Raw genomic sequence first — 15,989 nt, 5'->3', positions numbered from 1 at the left:
AGATCACGACCGGGCGATCAGGATCTCCCACAGTTCGTCGAGATGGCGACGGGTCGTCCCGATCGAGCCGAACGCCACCCGCACCACCGGCCGGCCGTCGAGCTCCGTCGCGGAGAGCAGGACCCGTCCGTCGGCGTTGACCCGCTCCAGCAGGGCGCGCGTCGCCGCGTCGCCCTCGGTCGACCACAGGCACACCAGCGACAGCACCGGCTCGCAGGCCAGTTCCAGACCGTCGTGGCCGCGGATCCGCTCGGCGAGCTCGCCCGCGAGGGCGACGTGTCCGCGCAGGTGTTCCCGCAGGCCGGACAGGCCCTGGCCGTGCAGCACCGCCCAGAGCTTCAGGGCCCGGAACCGGCGCCCGAGCGGGATCTGCCAGTCCCGGAAGTCGATGACCGCACCGGAGTCCGACGCCGCGTCCCGCAGGTACGGCGGGGTGATGGACAGCGCGGACGGCAGCGCCGCCGCGTCGCGGACCCACAGCAGGGACGCGTCGAACGCGGTGAGCAGCCACTTGTGCGCGTCGGTGCAGAACGAGTCGGCCCGGTCCACTCCGTCGATCACCCACCGGTGCTCGGGGCAGAGCGCCGCCACCCCGGCCCACGCCGCGTCGACGTGCACCCAGGCGCCGTGCTCCGCGGCGACCTCGACGATCGCGCCGACCGGGTCGCTCGCCCCGGTCGAGGTGGTCCCGACCGTCGCGCAGACCAGCACCGGGACGCAGTCCTGCTCGACGTCGGCGCGCAGGGCCGCCCGCAGCGCCGCCGGGTCCATCGAGCGGGTCCCGGGCGAGCAGGGCACGGTGCGCAGCGCGGCGGCGCCGAGGCCGGCGACCCGCACCGCCTTCGCCAGCGACGAGTGCGTGTCGGGGGAGACGTAGACCCGTTCGCGGCCGGTCACACCCCGTGCCCGCCAGCCGGTGTCCGGGTCGGGGGCGGCGCGGTGCAGCGCGGCGGTCAGCGCGACCAGCGCCGCCGACGACGCCGAGTCCTGGATCGAGCCGCCGCCCCCGCCGTCGTGGGTGAAGGTCTCCGGTAGCCCGAGCGCCCTGGCGAGCTGGTCGGTGACCGCCTGCTCGACCTCGGTGCAGGCCGGCGAGGTCGACCACAGCATCCCCTGTACCCCGGCGGCGCCGGAGAGCAGATCGCCCAGCAGCGAGGTCAGCGAGGCGTTGGCCGGGAAGAACGCGTGGAACCCGGGATGCTGCCAGCGGGTGTCGGCATCGCCGGTGACCGCGTCGACCAGAGCCGGGAACCCGGCCAGCGAGGACGGTTCCTCGGCCGCCTCGCGGGCGAAGCGGGCCCGCACGGTGCCCGGCTCCACGGTGTCCCGGACCGGGCGTTCGCCGATACCGGCTCGTGCGTCCGCGACCGCGTCGACGAACAGATGGCCGAGGGCGCGGAACTCGTCCGGCGTGAGGTCGGGCACGACGCGACGCTACCGGGTGCGATCTCCCGTCCGCCGGGACGAGGCGGGGCGTACGGTGACCGGCATGCGTCCGACCCGATCCGCCTGGTGGTGGCTGCGTAGAGCAGCCGGGTAGACGCACGTCCGCGGGCTGCACGAGCAGCCCGCGCGTCCCCGCGGTGTGGTCCCTCGTGTAGCTCCCACTGTCGAGGGAGAGATCATCATGAGCTCGTTCACCGCCACCGTCGACCGCATGCCGGCCCTGCGCGCCCGGATCGCCGCCGCGCCGCACGAACACCGCGTCCTCACCGGGGAACGCCCCACCGGCCCGCTGCACCTCGGGCACCTCGCGGGGTCGATCGTCGAACGCGTCCGCCTCCAACGGTCCGGTGTGGACGTCCTGGTGGTCCTGGCCGACTACCAGGTCATCACCGACCGTGAGACGGCGGAACGGGTGGGGGAGCACGTGCGCGGCGCGGTGCTCGATCTGCTCGCCGCCGGGCTCGACCCGGACCGCACGACGATCTTCACCCACTCCGCGGTGCCGGCATTGAACCAGCTGATGCTGCCGTTCCTCAGCCTGGTCAGTGAGGCGGAGCTGCACCGGAACCCGACCGTGAAGGCCGAGCTCGCCGCGTCCGGCCGGGCCCTGTCCGGCCTGTTGCTGACCTACCCGGTGCACCAGGCCGCGGACATCCTGTTCTGCAAGGCAGACCTCGTGCCGGTCGGCAAGGACAACCTGCCGCACGTCGAGCTGACCCGGACGATCGCGCGCCGGTTCGCCGAGCGGTACGCCCCGGTGTTCCGGGTGCCGGAGCCGATGGTCACCGACGCCCCGGAGATCCCCGGGCTCGACGGGCGCAAGATGTCGAAGAGCTACGGCAACGCGATCGTGCTCGGTATGACGGCCGACGAGACCGCCGCGCTGATCCGGCGGACCCCGACCGACCCGCAGCGCCGGATCACCTTCGACCCGCAGGCGCGGCCCGGCGTCTCCGGACTGGTCTCGACGGTGGCGCTGTGCAGCGGGCGCACCCCCGAGGAGGTCGCCGAACAGATCGGCGACGGCGGGGCCGGCCTGCTCAAGAAGACCGCGACCGAGGCGGTGAACACGCACCTCGCGGCGCACCGCGCCCGGCGGGCCGAGCTCGCCCGCGAGCCGGGCCTGGTCGAGTCGGTGCTGGCCCGCGGCAACGCGGCGGCGAACGCGATCGCCGACACCACCCTGGACCAGGTCCGCGACGCGATGGGGATGCGCTACCCGTCCGCTACGCCGTGCGCCGGATGACCTTCTCCCGGACCTCCGGGTGCAGGTCGTCCCCGGCGGCCAGCAACCCGGGGAGCCGGCCGGGCTCGGTGAGCAGCGCGCGGAACGTCGTGCCGATGGTGACGCCGTGGCCGGGCCGGTGCTCGACCGACACCGGGTCCCCGGCCCGCACCGGGCCGGGTTCGAGCACCCGCAGGTAGGCGCCGGGGCGGGCCTCGGCGGTGAACGTCTTCACCCAGCCGGCGCGGCCGAGCCAGGCGGCGAACGTCCGGCACGGGATCCGCGGCACGGTGACCTGCAGGAGCACCGCGCCGACCCGCCACCGCTCGCCGAGCTCGGCCCCGGTCACGTCGATCCCGCGCAGGGTGAGGTTCTCCCCGAACATCCCCGGGCGCAGTGGCCCGAGCTCGGGCGCCCAGCGGTCGAGGTCCTCCCGGGCGACGGCGTAGACGGCCTTGTCGGGGCCGCCGTGGTGCGTCGTGTCGCTGATCGTGTCGCCGGCCAGTCCGCTCGCCCCCGCGCCCGGCACCTCGACCCGGACCGGCCCGGTGACCGGGCGCTTGTCGATGCCGGACGTCCCGGTCGTCGCGAGCATCGGGCGTTCGGTGCCGACGTTGACGGATTCGACGGTGCCCACGCCCGGACGGTAGACCCGGTGGAGACTGCACCGGTGAGTCCGCCCCCCGAGGACGCCGTTCCCGACGGCACCCGGCGGCTGCGCCTGCTGCAGCTCGCCGCGCTGACCAGTACCTGCGACCGGTTCGCGATCGCGCCGCTGCTCGTGCCGATCGCCATGTCGTTCGGTGCCCCGCTGGCCGCCGCGGCCGGTGCCGCGGGCGGCTACTTCCTCGCCTACGGCCTCATGCAGATCGTGTGGGGGTTGCTCTCGGACCGGATCGGCCGGGTGCGGGTGATGCGGGTCGCGCTGGTCGGGGCCGTGCTCGGCGGGATGGCGTCGGTGCTCGCGCCGACGCTGCCGATCCTGATCGTGGCCCGGGTGCTGACCGGGGCGTGCACCGCGGCGCTGATCCCGGCCGCGCTGGTCTACGTCGGTGACACCTGGCCGTCGGCGGTCCGGCAACGGCCGCTGTCCGACCTGCTCGCGGCCACCGCGCTGGGGACCGCCGTCGCCACGGCCGGGGCCGGGCTGCTGGCCGACCTGCTCGGCTGGCGGGCCGTGTTCGTGACGACGGCCGCCGGTGCGGCACTGCTGTCGGTGGCACTGCGGGCACTGCCCGAACCCGGCACCGCGGGCACCGGGGACCGCCCGCGTGGATGGGGCGCGGTGCTGCGTCCCCTGGGGGCGGTGTTCGGTGACGGCTGGGCGCGCGTGGTGCTGCTGCTCGCCTTCGTCGAGGGTGCGGTGGTGCTCGGCGTGCTCACCTACCTCGCACCCGCCCTGCAGGCCGGCGGGAGTACCGCGGCGCTCGCCGGGCTCGCGGCCGGCGGCTACGGCGTCGGCGCCCTGGCGTTCTCCCGGGTCGTACGACGGCTGGTCGGCAGGCGCAGCCCGGCCGTGCTGGCCGCGACCGGCGGGGTGTTCCTCGCCGTCGCGTGGGTGTTCCCGCTGGTCACGGTGCACCCGGCGACGATCGGCGCGGCGGGGCTGTGTCTCGGTGGCGCGTGGGCGTTCCTGCACTCGACGCTGCAGACCTGGGCGACCGAGGTCGTGCCGCAGGCGAGGGCGACGGCCGTGGCGCTGTTCGCGACGATGCTGTTCCTGGGCAGCTCGGCCGGCACCGCCCTGGGGGCACCGCTCGCCGACACGGGCGCGTTCGGCGCCCTGTTCCTCGGTGCGCTGGCGGTGTCGGTGCCGCTGGGCCTCGGCGCGGCGTGGGCCCGGGCGCGCTACGCCCAGCGGGGGTAGCGCGCCCGCGGCCGTCACACGTACCGGTCGCGCAGCTCCCGCTTGACCAGCTTGCCGGTGGGGGTGCGCGGCAGGAAGTCGGTGAAGTCCACCGACGACGGCGCCTTGTAGTGCGCGATCCGCTCCCGCACGAAGTCGATCAGCTCGCGCTCCAGCTCCGGACCGGCCTCGACCCCCTCCGGGGACTGGACGACGGCCTTGACCGCCTCGCCCATCTCCTCGTCGGGCACGCCGATCACCGCCACGTCGTGCACCTTCGGGTGCAGGGCGAGCGCGTCCTCGACCTCCTGCGGGTAGATGTTCACTCCGCCCGAGATGATCATGAACGCCTTGCGGTCGGTGAGGTGGAGGTAGCCCTCGGAGTCGAGGAAACCGAGGTCGCCGGTGCTGGCCCAGTTCTCGTGGTCCGGGTGCTGCGCGGCGCGCGTCTTGCCCGGGTCGTTGTGGTACTCGAACGAGCGCTCCTCGCGCTCGAAGTACACGGTGCCGACCTCGCCCGGGCCGAGATCTCTGCCCTCGTCGTCGCAGATGTGGATGATGCCGAGCCCCGCCCGGCCGACCGAGCCGGGGTGCTCGAGCCACTGCGCCGAGTCGATGAAGGTGATGCCGATGGCCTCGGTGGCCGCGTAGTACTCGTGCAGCACCGGTCCCCACCAGTCGATCATCGCCTGCTTGACCTCGACCGGGCACGGCGCGGCGGCATGGATCGCGACCTTCATCGAGGACACGTCGTAGCGCGCGCGAACCTGCTCGGGCAGCTTCAGCATCCGCACGAACATCGTGGGCACCCACTGCGAGTGGGTCACCGAGTGCTCGTCGATCAGCGCGAGCGCCTGCTCGGGATCGAACCGCTCCATCACCACGACGGTGCCGCCGAGCGCCTGCACCGTGGCGCTGAAGCGCAGCGGTGCGGCGTGGTAGAGCGGCGCGGGCGAGAGGTAGACGGTGCCGGTGTCGAAGCCGTACATCGGCCCGAACAGCGCCTGGTAGGTGTCGCCGGGCTCGTCGACCTGGCGGTCCGGCAGCGTCGGCTTGATCCCCTTCGGGCGGCCGGTCGTGCCGGAGGAGTAGAGCATGTCGGCGCCGCGCGGCTGGTCGGCAGGCGGCTCCGGCGACACGTCGGCGAGCTCGGCGTCGTAGTCGGAGTACGACGTCGCGCCGGGGATCTCGCCGCCGAAGGCGAGCCGGACCGGGACGTCCACGTGCTCCTCGATGGCCGCGGCGAGCCCGGCGACGCCCGCGGAGACGACGAGTGCCTTGGCGCCGCAGTCCCGCACGATGTACGCGGTCTCCGGCGCGGACAGGTGGTGGTTCACCGCGGTGATGTAGAGCCCCGAGCGCTGGGCGGCCCAGTAGACCTCGTAGACGCGCGGGGCGTTGTCCGAGACGAGCGCGACGACGTCGCCCTTGCGCAGCCCGGCCGCCCGGAAGTAGTTCGCGAGCCGCGCCGAGCCCGCTTCCAGCTCGGCGAAGGTCAGGGTGTCACCCGACCCGCCCATGATCACGGCCGGCTTGTCGGGGGTGGTGGCGGCGTGCGTGCCTGGGAACATCGGGACCTCTCGTCGTCTGCGGCGCAGCGCGCACCCACCCGTGGCCGGTACCGTGCGGAATCTCCGGCCCCGATCCTGCCATCCGATGCCGGTGGACCGTGTTGACCGCGCCGGGCCGTTTCGTGACGTTCGAGGCACCTCCGGCCGGCGGTTCGCACGGCCGGCCGGGTGACTACGAGTGCGCGTTCCGATAGGCCTCGAGAACCGACGACGGGATACGGCCCCGCTCCGAGATCTTCATACCCTGGGCGGTCGCCCATTCCCGAACCGCCCGGTTCGCGGCCCGTTCCGATGCGCTGGATCCGTTCGCGGGGATCGGCGCCGCGGATCCGGCCGGGCGCCGACCACCCACCCGGCGGGCCGCGGAGACGAAGGGCGCCAAGGAATCCCGTAGGCGCCCGGCATTCGAGGAGGAGAGGTCGATCTCGTAGGTGCGGCCGTCGACGGTGAACTCCACCTGCTCGTCGGCGTCGGAGCCGTCGAGGTCGTCGACCAGGGTGATCGTCGTCTGCTGCGCCACGTCGTCATTTCCTTCCCGGGGAATCTGGGGCATCCGAGCGGATGAACGGGCGCCGCTGCGAGTGAGTCGGTAAACGACCCGGGTCATACGGCGAAGCGTTTTCCCGTACGGAACGATATGCGATGCCGATGTGCCGTGTCGAACCCGCCCGCACAATGGCGCCGGGCTCGTGACGCGGACCGATGCCCGCAGTGGTCAGAACTGCGGATACGGCGTACGGCCCACCGGGAATGGGCAGAAAGGACCACCCTGGTGCGGATTCACCCGGACGTGAGCCACCAGGGCTCGGCCGGGACGGCGGCCCGGAGCGCGTCCTGGGTACGGGCTCCGGTCAGGTCGACGCGCTGGCCGGGCCGGGGCAGCGCCAGGACGACGTCGTGGGCGGCCGCGGCCTTGCGGGCCCGCTCCACCGGCTCGTCCCACGGGTGGAAGCCGAGGTTGAACGTCGCCCAGTGCACGGGCAGCATCACCCGCCCGCCGAGGTCGGCGTGCGCGGCCACCGCCTGCTCGGGGTCGGTGTGGATGTCCGGCCACAGGTCGGCGTAGGCACCGACGGGCAGCAGGGTCAGGTCGAACGGGCCGTGCTCGGCGCCGGTGCGGGCGTGCACCCGGCTCGGGCCGGTGTCGCCGCCGACGTAGACGGAGTGGTCCGGTCCCGCGACCTTCCAGGCCGCCCACAGGGTCGTGTTGCGGCGGAACCCGCGCCCGGAGAAGTGCCGCGTCTCCAGGCAGGTCAGGGTGAGCCCGCGGACAGCCACGACGCCGTCCCAGTCGCGTTCGACGATCCGGTGCCCCGGCACGCCCCACGACCGCAGGTGTGCGCCCATCCCGAGCGGGCAGACGAACACCGCGGAGGTGTCGCGGGCCAGGTGGTGCACCGTCGGCCGGTCGAGGTGGTCGTAGTGGTCGTGGGTGAGCAGGACGAGATCGATCTCGCCGAGCGCGGACAGCGGTGCCACCACCGGGTGCAGCCGCCGGGGGCCGAAGAACGGGACCGGCGACGCGTACTCCGACCAGACCGGGTCGACGAGCACCCGGCGCCCGTCCACCTCCAGCAGGACGCTCGCGTGGCCCAGCCAGGTGGCCGCCAGGCCGGCCGGGGCGGCCGGGAGCTCCGGGCGCACCAGCGGTACCGGACCCGGCGGCGCGCCCTCGGTCGAGCGGTCGCGCACCATGTTGACCAGCATCTTCAGCGAGGCCTTGGCCCGTGGCAGGCCCGGCTCGGTGTTGGCGAAGATCCCGTCGATCGCGTTCGGGGAGGTCTCGGCCGCCCGGCGCAGCTCGAAGCCGGGGGCGCCCATGTTGCGGCGGAGGTGCAGGCCGAGCCCGGCCAGGGCCAGGGCGGGGGAGAGGGCGGCCGCTGCGGCGGCGGCGCGGATCGTGCGGGACACGATCTCCACAGTACGAACGCCCGCGCGGGCGCTCCCACCTACGCTCTCGATCGTGACCGACGTAATGCAGCCGCGCATCGAGATCGAACGGCACGGGCAGGTGCTGCTGGTGCGGATGACGCGCCCGGACAAGCGCAACGCCGTGGACGCCGCGATGACCTCGGCCCTCGACGACGCGCTGAACCTGCTCGACGACGACCCGGACCTCTGGTGCGGGGTGCTCGCCGGTGACGCGGCGGCGTTCTGCGCCGGGACGGACCTGGCCGCGGGCTCCGGCGGCCCGACCCCGCGGGGCGGGAACTACGGCGTGGTGCGCCGGGAGCGGCGGCGGCCGCTGATCGCCGCGGTCGAGGGTGCCGCCTACGGCGGCGGCTTCGAGATCGTGCTGGCGTGCGACATGGTCGTCGCCTCGTCGACGGCCCGGTTCGGGCTGCCGGAGGTCGCCCGCGGGCTGGTGGCCAACTGCGGGGCCCTGTTCCGGGCGCCGCGACCGCTGCCGCTGAACGTGGCCAAGCAGATGCTGGTGACCGGCCGCCCGCTCGACGCGTCCCGCGCGTACGCGCTCGGTCTGGTGAACGAGCTGGTCGAGCCCGGCCGGGCGGAGGAGACGGCGCTCGAGCTCGCGCAGCAGATCTGTGCGAACTCGCCGCTCGCCGTCTCGGTGTCGCTGCGCGCCCTGGAACGGGTGGTGGCAGAACCCGACGAGCGTGGCTGGGCGGCCACCGAGATCGCCTCCGCGGCGATCGACGGGTCCGCGGACCGGTCCGAGGGCATCGCCGCGTTCCTCGAGAAGCGGGAACCGCGCTGGACGGGTCGCTGAGCACCCCGCGATAGGCTCCCCGCATGGCTGCCCGGACGCGACGCGAGGAACTGGTCGCGCTGTTGCAGGACTACGCCGGCGAGGCCGAGCTGCTCGGCCAGGCCTTCGCCGGGCGGCACCGGTTGCACCCGACCGACCTGCACGCGCTGCTGGCCGTCATGCGCGCCGACTCGGCGGGTGCGCCGCTGACCCCGGGGCGGCTCGGGTCTCGGCTGGGGCTCTCCACCGGCGCGACGACCGCGCTCGTCGACCGGCTCGAGCGGGCCGGGCACGTGCGGCGCAGCCGGGAGTCGACCGACCGGCGGCAGGTGAGCCTGCGCGAGGCGGAGAACGCCGCCGGGGTCGGAGGTGCCTTCTTCGGGCCGCTGGGCACCCGGATGGACGCGGTCCTGCAGGACTTCGACGACGCCGAGCTCGACGCCGCGGCAAGGTTCCTGTCCGCGATGAACGCGCTCGTCGCCGACTACCGCGCCGAGCTCGCCGACGGCCGCCCCGCAACCCCGGCCCCCTGACCGTCTGACCGCATGCCCGCCGCACCACCGGAATGATCGCCGGTTCGTGCGGGATCGGTGTCAGATCTGGCACCGATCCCGCACGACTCCCCGGTCACGATGTCAGGCGTCGGCGGTCGCGGCCTGCAGGTACTCGGCGAACTTCGCGCGGGCGGCCTCGGTGCGGGTGGGGATGTGCTCGGTCGGCACGTCGACCGGGGTGTAGCCGCGCAGGATCCGGCGGGCGACGGACTCCTTGTGCACCTCGTCCGGGCCGTCGTAGATCCGCGCGGCGCGTGCCGCCCGGTACATGTGCTCCAGCGGGAGGTCGCCGGAGAAGCCCAGCGAACCGTGTACCTGGATCGCCCGGTCGATCACGTCGTGCAGTACCCGGGCGCCCCAGTACTTGATCATCCCGATCTCGATCCGGGCGTTCGCGGCACCGACCTGGTCCATCGTCCACGCGGCATGCAGGGTGAGCAGCCGGGCGGCCTGCATCTCCGCCGCCGACGTCGCGATCATGTCCTGCACCATCTGCTTGTCGGCGAGCCGGGAGCCGCTCGCCGTCCGCGACACGGCGCGCTCGCACAGCATGTCGAAGGCCCGCCGGGACTGGCCGAGCCAGCGCATCGCGTGGTGGATGCGGCCCGGGCCGAGCCGCTGCTGGGCCAGCTTGAAGCCGTCACCGGGGTTGCCGACCAGGTTCTCGACCGGCACCCGGACGTCGCGGTAGACGACCTCGGCGTGCCCGCCGTAGAGCTTGCCGCCGATCTCGGGATGATCCATCACCGGGATGTCCCGCACGACGTCGACGCCCGGGGTGCCGGTCGGAACGATGATCATCGACGCCCGCTGGTACGCCGGAGCGTCCGGATCGGTCACCACCATCACGATCAGGAAGTCCGAGGCCGAGGCGTTCGAGGAGAACCACTTGTGCCCGTTGATCACGTACTCGTCGCCGTCGCGGACCGCCCGGGTGGTGAGCATCGTCGGGTCGGCACCGGCGCCCGGCTCGGTCATCGAGAAGCAGGACCGCAGCTCGCCGCGCAGCAGCGGATGCATCCAGCGCTCCTTCTGCTCGTCGCTGCCGCCGATGGAGAGCAGCTCGGCGTTGCCGGAGTCGGGCGCCTGGTTGCCGAAGATCCCCGGCGCGTAGCGGCACTGGCCGAGGATCTCGTGCATCAGCCCGAGCGCGACCTGCCCGAACCCACCGCCGCCGAGCTCAGGGGGCAGGTGCGCCGCCCACAGGCCCTGGTCCTTGACCTGCTCCTTGAGCGGCGCGGTGATCCGGGCGAACGTCTCCCGGTCGAGGTCGAGGGTCTCCAGCGGGATGATCTCGTCGCGTACGAAGCCCCGCATCCACTTGAGCTTCTCCTCGAACTCCGGATCGGTGCTGAAGTCCCACGCCATCGTGAACCGCCTCCCGTGCGAACGTCGTTGTCACTGCGAACGTAACCCGGCGGGCCGGTCCTGCGGTACGGCCGGGCCGCCCGGGCCTCGTGCTGCCGGTGTGCGGGGATATCGCTAAAACTGGGTATTGCGGGGGCCGACTGCTAATAGGGCTGTCCGCTCCAACGGTGTATCCGCCGGAAGCACCACGGTGGTGCGTCGTTCGGAGGAGAATCGTGAAGACCCATCGTCTCGTCAGCGCTGTCGTCGGTGCCGCCCTCGCCGTCGGGGCAACGGTCGCTCTCGCCGCCCCGGCACTCGCGCAGCCGGCGCCCGGGGTGAACACCGCCGCGAGCGCCAAGGCCGAGTGCAACACCGCCACCGAGACCGCGGTCGTGCCCGTTCACGTGCTCAACCGCGACACCGCCCCGATCGACGTGCGCGTGACCACCGCGTTCGGCGACCACAAGGTCTCCAAGATCGCTCCCGGCAAGGCCTACTACCACCGGTTCGCGACCGGCAAGGGCTCGGTGCCGGCCGGCAACGCGACCGTCGCGGCCTACAAGTGGGAGAACGGGAAGGGCCACTACAGCACCGCGAAGGTCTCCTACGGCGCCGTGACCTGTGTGGTGAAGCCGCGCCTGCAGACCACCGTCGTCGACACCGACAAGAACGGCGCCATCGACTCCGCGACCGTGAAGAACGTCGGTGCCCACCCGGTCGACGCTCGGATCTCGGGCCCGGCCGGGAGCACCGCGCAGCGGCTCGCACCGGGGAAGTCGTTCACCGTGCGGGACACGGCCGACCGGTCGCCGGTCGCGGTCTTCTCCGCCTACAAGATCGTCGAGGGAAAGGCGTACTACACCGTCGAGACCAAGCGTCCCTGACGGTCGACCCCGTGCGGGGCTCCGGGGCGCCTGCCCGGAGCCCCGCCCCGGGCGCGCTCGGACACGCGCGTCCGCCATGGGTACAGGCGTTGCGTGCGGCGTCGTCCGCGGGAAGGCTGCGGGCATGACCGACGGTGCCGTCGCTGTTTCGCCCCACCCCGCAGGTGTCCCCACGGACCTGATGTCGCTGTCGTACGAACCGCTGACCCCGACGTCGTTCCTGGACCGGGCCGCGGCCACGCACGGTGACCGGGTCGCGGTCGTCGACGGAGAGCAGCGGTTCACCTACACCGAGCTGCACGAGCGCTGCCGCAAGCTCGCGGGTGGGCTGGCCGCGATCCACGCCGGACGTCCGGTGGCGGTTCTGGTCCCGAACACGCACGTCGGGCTGGAGGCGACCTACGCCGTGCCGTGGTCCGGCGTCCCGCTGGTCGCGGTGAACACCCGGCTCGCCGCGGGCGAGGTCGCCTACATCCTGGAGCACTCGAACGCCTCGGTGCTGGTCCACGACCCGGTGTTCGACGACCTGGTCGCCGACGCGTTGGGCCGGCTGGAGGCACCGCCGCAGACCGTCCGGGTCGGCGACGACTACGAGCGCCTGATCACCTGGGGCGAGCCCACCGCCGTCATCCCCGACGACGAGCGCGCCCTGCTGTCGATCAACTACACGTCCGGGACGACCGGCAGCCCCAAGGGTGTGATGTACCACCACCGCGGCGCCTACCTGCAGGCGCTGGCGATGGTCGGCCACACGGGGCTGTCGCCGTCGTCGGTGCATCTGTGGACGTTGCCGATGTTCCACTGCAACGGATGGTGCTTCCCGTGGGCGGTCACCGCGGCCGCGGCCACGCACGTCTGCCTGCCGAAGGTCGAGCCGGCCCGGATCTGGGAGCTCGTGCGCGACCACGGCGTCACCCACCTCAACGGCGCCCCCACCGTGCTGTCGATGATCGCCTACGCGCCGGAGGCGGGGCCGGTGACGACGAAGGTGCGGGTCGCGACCGGGGGAGCGCCGCCGAGTCCGGCGATCCTGCGCCGGATGGCCGAGCTCGGCTTCGAGGTCACCCACCTCTACGGGCTCACCGAGACGTTCGGGCCGGCGATGATCTGTGACTGGCGCCCGGAGTGGAACGATCTCGACGGTGGGACCCAGGCCAGGATGAAGGCCCGCCAGGGCGTCGGGAACATGATCGCCCAGGCGGTCCGGGTGATCATCGACGACGGCGCGGACGCCCCGGCCGACGGCCTGACGACCGGGCAGATCGCGTTGCGTGGCAACAACGTCATGCTCGGCTACCTGCACGACGAGCAGGCCACCCGCGACGCCGCTCCGGACGGCTGGTTCCGGACCGGTGACATCGGCGTCATGCACCCCGACGGCTACGTCGAGCTCCGGGACCGCTCCAAAGACGTCATCATCTCCGGGGGCGAGAACATCGCGAGCGTCGAGGTGGAGCAGGCGATCGCCGACCACCCGGCCGTCCTGGAGGTGGCGGTGATCGCGATCCCGGACGAGCGCTGGGGCGAGGTCCCGGCCGCCTACGTGACGCTGCGCGACGGTGCGACGGCGTCCGAGGAGGAGATCGTCGAGCACGTCCGGTCGCGGCTCGCCCGGTTCAAGGCGCCCAAGCGGGTCGTGTTCACCGATCTGCCCCGGACCTCCACCGGCAAGATCCAGAAGTTCGTGCTGCGCGATGCGGCGTGGGCGGGGCAGGAGCGGCGGATCAGGTGAGGGCGCTCATCGCCGTCCACTCCTGCCACGGGATCGTCCAGTCGTAGTAGTCCCCGTCCTGGCGGGTCAGCGGTTCCGAACTGCCCGTGACCTCGACCGGGTCGCCGAAGACCACCGTCGCGAAGAACGCCTTGGCGTCGCGTGTGGACAGGTTGATGCAGCCGTGGCTGACGTTGCGGTTGCCCTGCGCGTACGACGACGACGGGTTGGCGTGGATGTACTCGCCGTTGTTGGAGATCCGGACGGCCCAGTACTGCGGCTGGTCGACGTAGCCGTAGGCCTCGTTGGTCATCAGGACCTTCTGCGACTTGTTCATCACCACGTGCACGCCCGAGCGGGTCACCCGGTTCGGGTCGGACTCCAGCCCGTAGGACGCGTCGTAGCGGGCGACCTCCTGCCCGTTCTCGACGACGGTGATCTGGTGGCTGCGCGTGTCCGCCCTCACGATCCGCTCGGTGCCCACGGTGAACGACCGGTCGAGGTCCTCGGTGCTCCAACCCGCGTCGCCGAGGTCAAGCCCGCGCAGCGCGCCCTGCACCCGGACCTGCGTGCCCGACGGCCAGTACTCCTTCGGCCGGTAGTGCACGCGGGAGCCGTCGGCGTCGTCGGGCAGCCACGCCCAGGCGCCCTCGACCGGCTCCGACGTCTGCACGGTGAGCGCCCGCTCGACGGTGGCCCTGGCCGCGTCGGACAGGTTCGCCGGGAAGCTGACCGCGACCGGGGCGCCGACGCCGACCTCGGCACCGTCGCGGATGTTCATGGTCGCCTCGATCGTGTCCGCCGGGTCGACCGTGGTGAACGCGTCGGCGGGTACCGGGCGGCGGGTCGCGTCGTCGAGCGTCCAGGTGCCGGACCAGCGGTAGGTGGTGGCGAAGTCCAGCGGGGCCGTGCTGGTCCAGGTGCGGCCGTCGGGGGAGAGCGTTCCCGCGACGGGCCCGTCGTCACCGACGAGCGTGACGCCCTCCAGCCGGCCGGTGCTGACCTCGGCGGTCGCGGGATCGCGGGGACCGACCGGCGAGCCGGGCCGCGGCGTCGTCGTCAGCACGGCGGGGACCGGAGGTGCGGCCGGCTCCGGTCGCAGGCGGTCGACGGCCCCGGCGAGGTTGCGGGCGATCGTGTCCCCGATCCGGCCCTCGGCGACGGCCGCGGTCGCACCCGCCACCAGCGCGGCCAGCACGACCAGCAGCGCGGCCAACCTGCCGAGCGTGCGGCGATGCAGCGAGCGGCGCCGCCGGCGTGGCGTGTGCCGGCCGCGGGCGCTCTCCCAGGACCTCGGCATGCGTCCGATCATCGCCTACCGCTCACCCACATGGGGGCACCGACACGTCACTATCGGATCACCGAGCGCGAGAAGTCGGCAACCACGGCTGCGTGACCGGATGACAGGCTGCGCTCATGAGCTACGACGTCGCCGCCGTCCGCAGCCGGTTCCCCGCACTGCGGGCCGGGATCGCGCACTTCGACGGGCCGGGCGGATCCCAGGTGCCCGACTCCGTGGCCGGTGCGGTGGCCGGCGCGCTGACCTCGCCGCTGGCCAACCGCGGCACGGTCACCAGCGGCGAGCGGTCGGCCGACGCGATCGTGCTCGCCGCCCGGGCCGCGATGGCCGACCTGCTGGGGGCCGACCCGCGCGGGATCGTGTTCGGGCGCAGCATGACCGCGCTGACCTTCGATCTCGCCCGCACCCTCGCGGCGACCTGGTCGCCGGGCGACGAGATCATCGTCACGCGGCTCGACCACGACGCCAACATCCGGCCGTGGGTGATCGCCGCCGAGGCGGCCGGGGTGACCGTGCGGTGGCTGGACTTCGACCCGGACACCACCGAGCTCGACGACGTCGGTCCGCTGCTGTGCGACCGGACCCGCCTGGTCGCGGTGACCGGCGCGTCCAACCTGGTCGGCACCCGTCCGGACGTGCCGGTGATCGCCGAGCAGGTGCACGCCGCGGGTGCGCTGCTGATGGTCGACGGCGTGCACCTCACCGCGCACACCGCGGTGGACCTGCCCGCGCTGGGTGCGGACTTCTACGCCTGCTCGCCCTACAAGTTCCTCGGACCGCACTGCGGGGTGCTCGCCGCGGACCCCGCGCTGTTGGAGACGCTGCACCCGGCCAAGCTGCTGCCCTCCACCGACGCCGTCCCGGAGCGGTTCGAGCTCGGCACCCTGCCCTACGAGCTGCTGGCCGGGACCACCGCCGCGGTCGACTTCCTCGCGGGCCTGGACACGCAGGCCTCGGGGGACCGGCGGGCCCGGCTGCTGACCTCACTGGCGGCGGTGCACGCCCACGAGGAACCGCTGCGGCGGCGGATCGAGGACCACCTCGCCGACCTGCCCGGTGTGACGATCCGCTCCCGGGCGGCGTCGCGCACCCCGACCCTGCTGGTGACCGTCGACGACCGCGACCCTGCCGAGGCCTACCGCTACCTGGCCGAACGGCGGATCGCGGCGCCGTCGTCGTCGTTCTACGCGCTGGAGTGCTCGCGACGGCTCGGCCTCGGCGACACGGGCGCGCTGCGGATCGGCCTGGCCTGCTACACCGACGACGACGACGTCGACCGCCTCCTGGACGCCCTGTCCGGCTTCGTCGGCGCCTGATCATCGTATGAGAAGCTGTTCAGGTGAATTGCCTTCGGTGGCTCGCGGCTGCGTTGCTTCCCCTGTTCCTCCTCGC

The 15,989-nt window shown here is 73.1% G+C and carries 14 protein-coding genes; 7 read left to right on the top strand and 7 right to left on the bottom strand.

The genetic code is table 11. The annotated features are described in order from the left end of the window. Nucleotides 1-3 precede the first annotated feature (3 nt). Nucleotides 4-1,425: a pyridoxal phosphate-dependent decarboxylase family protein gene (locus JOF36_RS22450; protein WP_210030516.1), complete on the bottom strand. Its 1,422-nt coding sequence runs from the start codon at nt 1,423-1,425 to the stop codon at nt 4-6. Nucleotides 1,426-1,627: 202 nt separating this feature from the next. Between JOF36_RS22450 and trpS the strand changes: the two genes are divergently transcribed. Further along, entirely contained in the window at nt 1,628-2,692 is a 1,065-nt protein-coding gene (gene trpS / locus JOF36_RS22445) for a tryptophan--tRNA ligase (RefSeq protein ID WP_210030515.1), read from the top strand. On the opposite strand, the gene JOF36_RS22440 is transcribed toward trpS, so the two are convergent. Next, a complete protein-coding gene (locus JOF36_RS22440; protein WP_307862532.1) occupies nt 2,673-3,308 on the bottom strand; it encodes an MOSC domain-containing protein in 636 nt (211 codons plus the stop codon). The two genes, trpS and JOF36_RS22440, sit on opposite strands and share 20 nt — an antisense overlap. 33 nt (nt 3,309-3,341) lie before the next feature. Between JOF36_RS22440 and JOF36_RS22435 the strand changes: the two genes are divergently transcribed. Next, nucleotides 3,342-4,538, top strand: a complete 1,197-nt coding sequence (locus JOF36_RS22435; RefSeq protein ID WP_307862531.1) for an MFS transporter — start codon at nt 3,342-3,344, stop codon at nt 4,536-4,538. A 14-nt stretch (nt 4,539-4,552) separates the two neighbouring features. Here the strand turns inward: JOF36_RS22435 and JOF36_RS22430 are convergent, their stop codons facing one another. The 3 genes from JOF36_RS22430 to JOF36_RS22420 all read right to left on the bottom strand — a co-directional run bounded on the left by JOF36_RS22430 (nt 4,553) and on the right by JOF36_RS22420 (nt 7,999). Beyond that, complete coding sequence (locus tag JOF36_RS22430) at nt 4,553-6,088, bottom strand: acyl-CoA synthetase (RefSeq protein ID WP_210030513.1); 1,536 nt, start codon at nt 6,086-6,088, stop codon at nt 4,553-4,555. A gap of 172 nt (nt 6,089-6,260) precedes the next feature. Beyond that, on the bottom strand, nt 6,261-6,608 hold the full coding sequence (locus JOF36_RS22425; protein WP_210030512.1) for a histone-like nucleoid-structuring protein Lsr2: 348 nt from the start codon (nt 6,606-6,608) through the stop codon (nt 6,261-6,263). Between the two features lie 260 nt (nt 6,609-6,868). After that, nucleotides 6,869-7,999 carry an MBL fold metallo-hydrolase gene (locus tag JOF36_RS22420; protein ID WP_307862530.1) on the bottom strand — a complete coding sequence of 377 codons (1,131 nt, stop codon included), beginning with the start codon at nt 7,997-7,999 and terminating at the stop codon, nt 6,869-6,871. A gap of 52 nt (nt 8,000-8,051) precedes the next feature. Here JOF36_RS22420 and JOF36_RS22415 point away from each other — a divergent pair, with 52 nt between their 5' ends. Beyond that, nucleotides 8,052-8,819, top strand: coding sequence for an enoyl-CoA hydratase-related protein (locus tag JOF36_RS22415; protein ID WP_307862529.1), 768 nt, complete (start codon nt 8,052-8,054; stop codon nt 8,817-8,819). Nucleotides 8,820-8,842: 23 nt separating this feature from the next. Then, on the top strand, nt 8,843-9,331 hold the full coding sequence (locus JOF36_RS22410; protein WP_210030510.1) for a MarR family winged helix-turn-helix transcriptional regulator: 489 nt from the start codon (nt 8,843-8,845) through the stop codon (nt 9,329-9,331). A 102-nt stretch (nt 9,332-9,433) separates the two neighbouring features. Here JOF36_RS22410 and JOF36_RS22405 read toward each other — a convergent pair whose 3' ends face one another. Next, complete coding sequence (locus JOF36_RS22405; protein ID WP_210030508.1) at nt 9,434-10,720, bottom strand: acyl-CoA dehydrogenase family protein; 1,287 nt, start codon at nt 10,718-10,720, stop codon at nt 9,434-9,436. Between the two features lie 215 nt (nt 10,721-10,935). On the opposite strand from JOF36_RS22405, the gene JOF36_RS22400 reads away from it, so the two are divergent. Both JOF36_RS22400 and JOF36_RS22395 read left to right on the top strand, forming a co-directional pair. Beyond that, nucleotides 10,936-11,586 (top strand): hypothetical protein, encoded by a 651-nt coding sequence (locus JOF36_RS22400; protein WP_210030505.1) that lies wholly within the window; start codon nt 10,936-10,938, stop codon nt 11,584-11,586. A gap of 124 nt (nt 11,587-11,710) precedes the next feature. After that, the gene (locus tag JOF36_RS22395) at nt 11,711-13,318 is read left to right on the top strand and encodes an AMP-binding protein (protein ID WP_372447399.1); all 1,608 of its coding nucleotides are present in this window, start codon (nt 11,711-11,713) and stop codon (nt 13,316-13,318) included. Here the strand turns inward: JOF36_RS22395 and JOF36_RS22390 are convergent. After that, nucleotides 13,311-14,597 (bottom strand): L,D-transpeptidase, encoded by a 1,287-nt coding sequence (locus JOF36_RS22390; RefSeq protein ID WP_210030503.1) that lies wholly within the window; start codon nt 14,595-14,597, stop codon nt 13,311-13,313. The two genes, JOF36_RS22395 and JOF36_RS22390, sit on opposite strands and share 8 nt — an antisense overlap. A 116-nt stretch (nt 14,598-14,713) precedes the next feature. On the opposite strand from JOF36_RS22390, the gene JOF36_RS22385 reads away from it, so the two are divergent. After that, a complete protein-coding gene (locus tag JOF36_RS22385) occupies nt 14,714-15,913 on the top strand; it encodes a cysteine desulfurase-like protein (RefSeq protein WP_210030501.1) in 1,200 nt (399 codons plus the stop codon). Nucleotides 15,914-15,989 lie beyond the last annotated feature (76 nt).

The sequence above is a fragment of the Pseudonocardia parietis genome (assembly GCF_017876315.1).
Classification (GTDB): Bacteria; Actinomycetota; Actinomycetes; order Mycobacteriales; family Pseudonocardiaceae; genus Pseudonocardia; species Pseudonocardia parietis.
The sequence above is the reverse complement of the archived record's forward strand: the minus strand, read 5'-3'. Positions and strand labels throughout refer to the sequence as shown.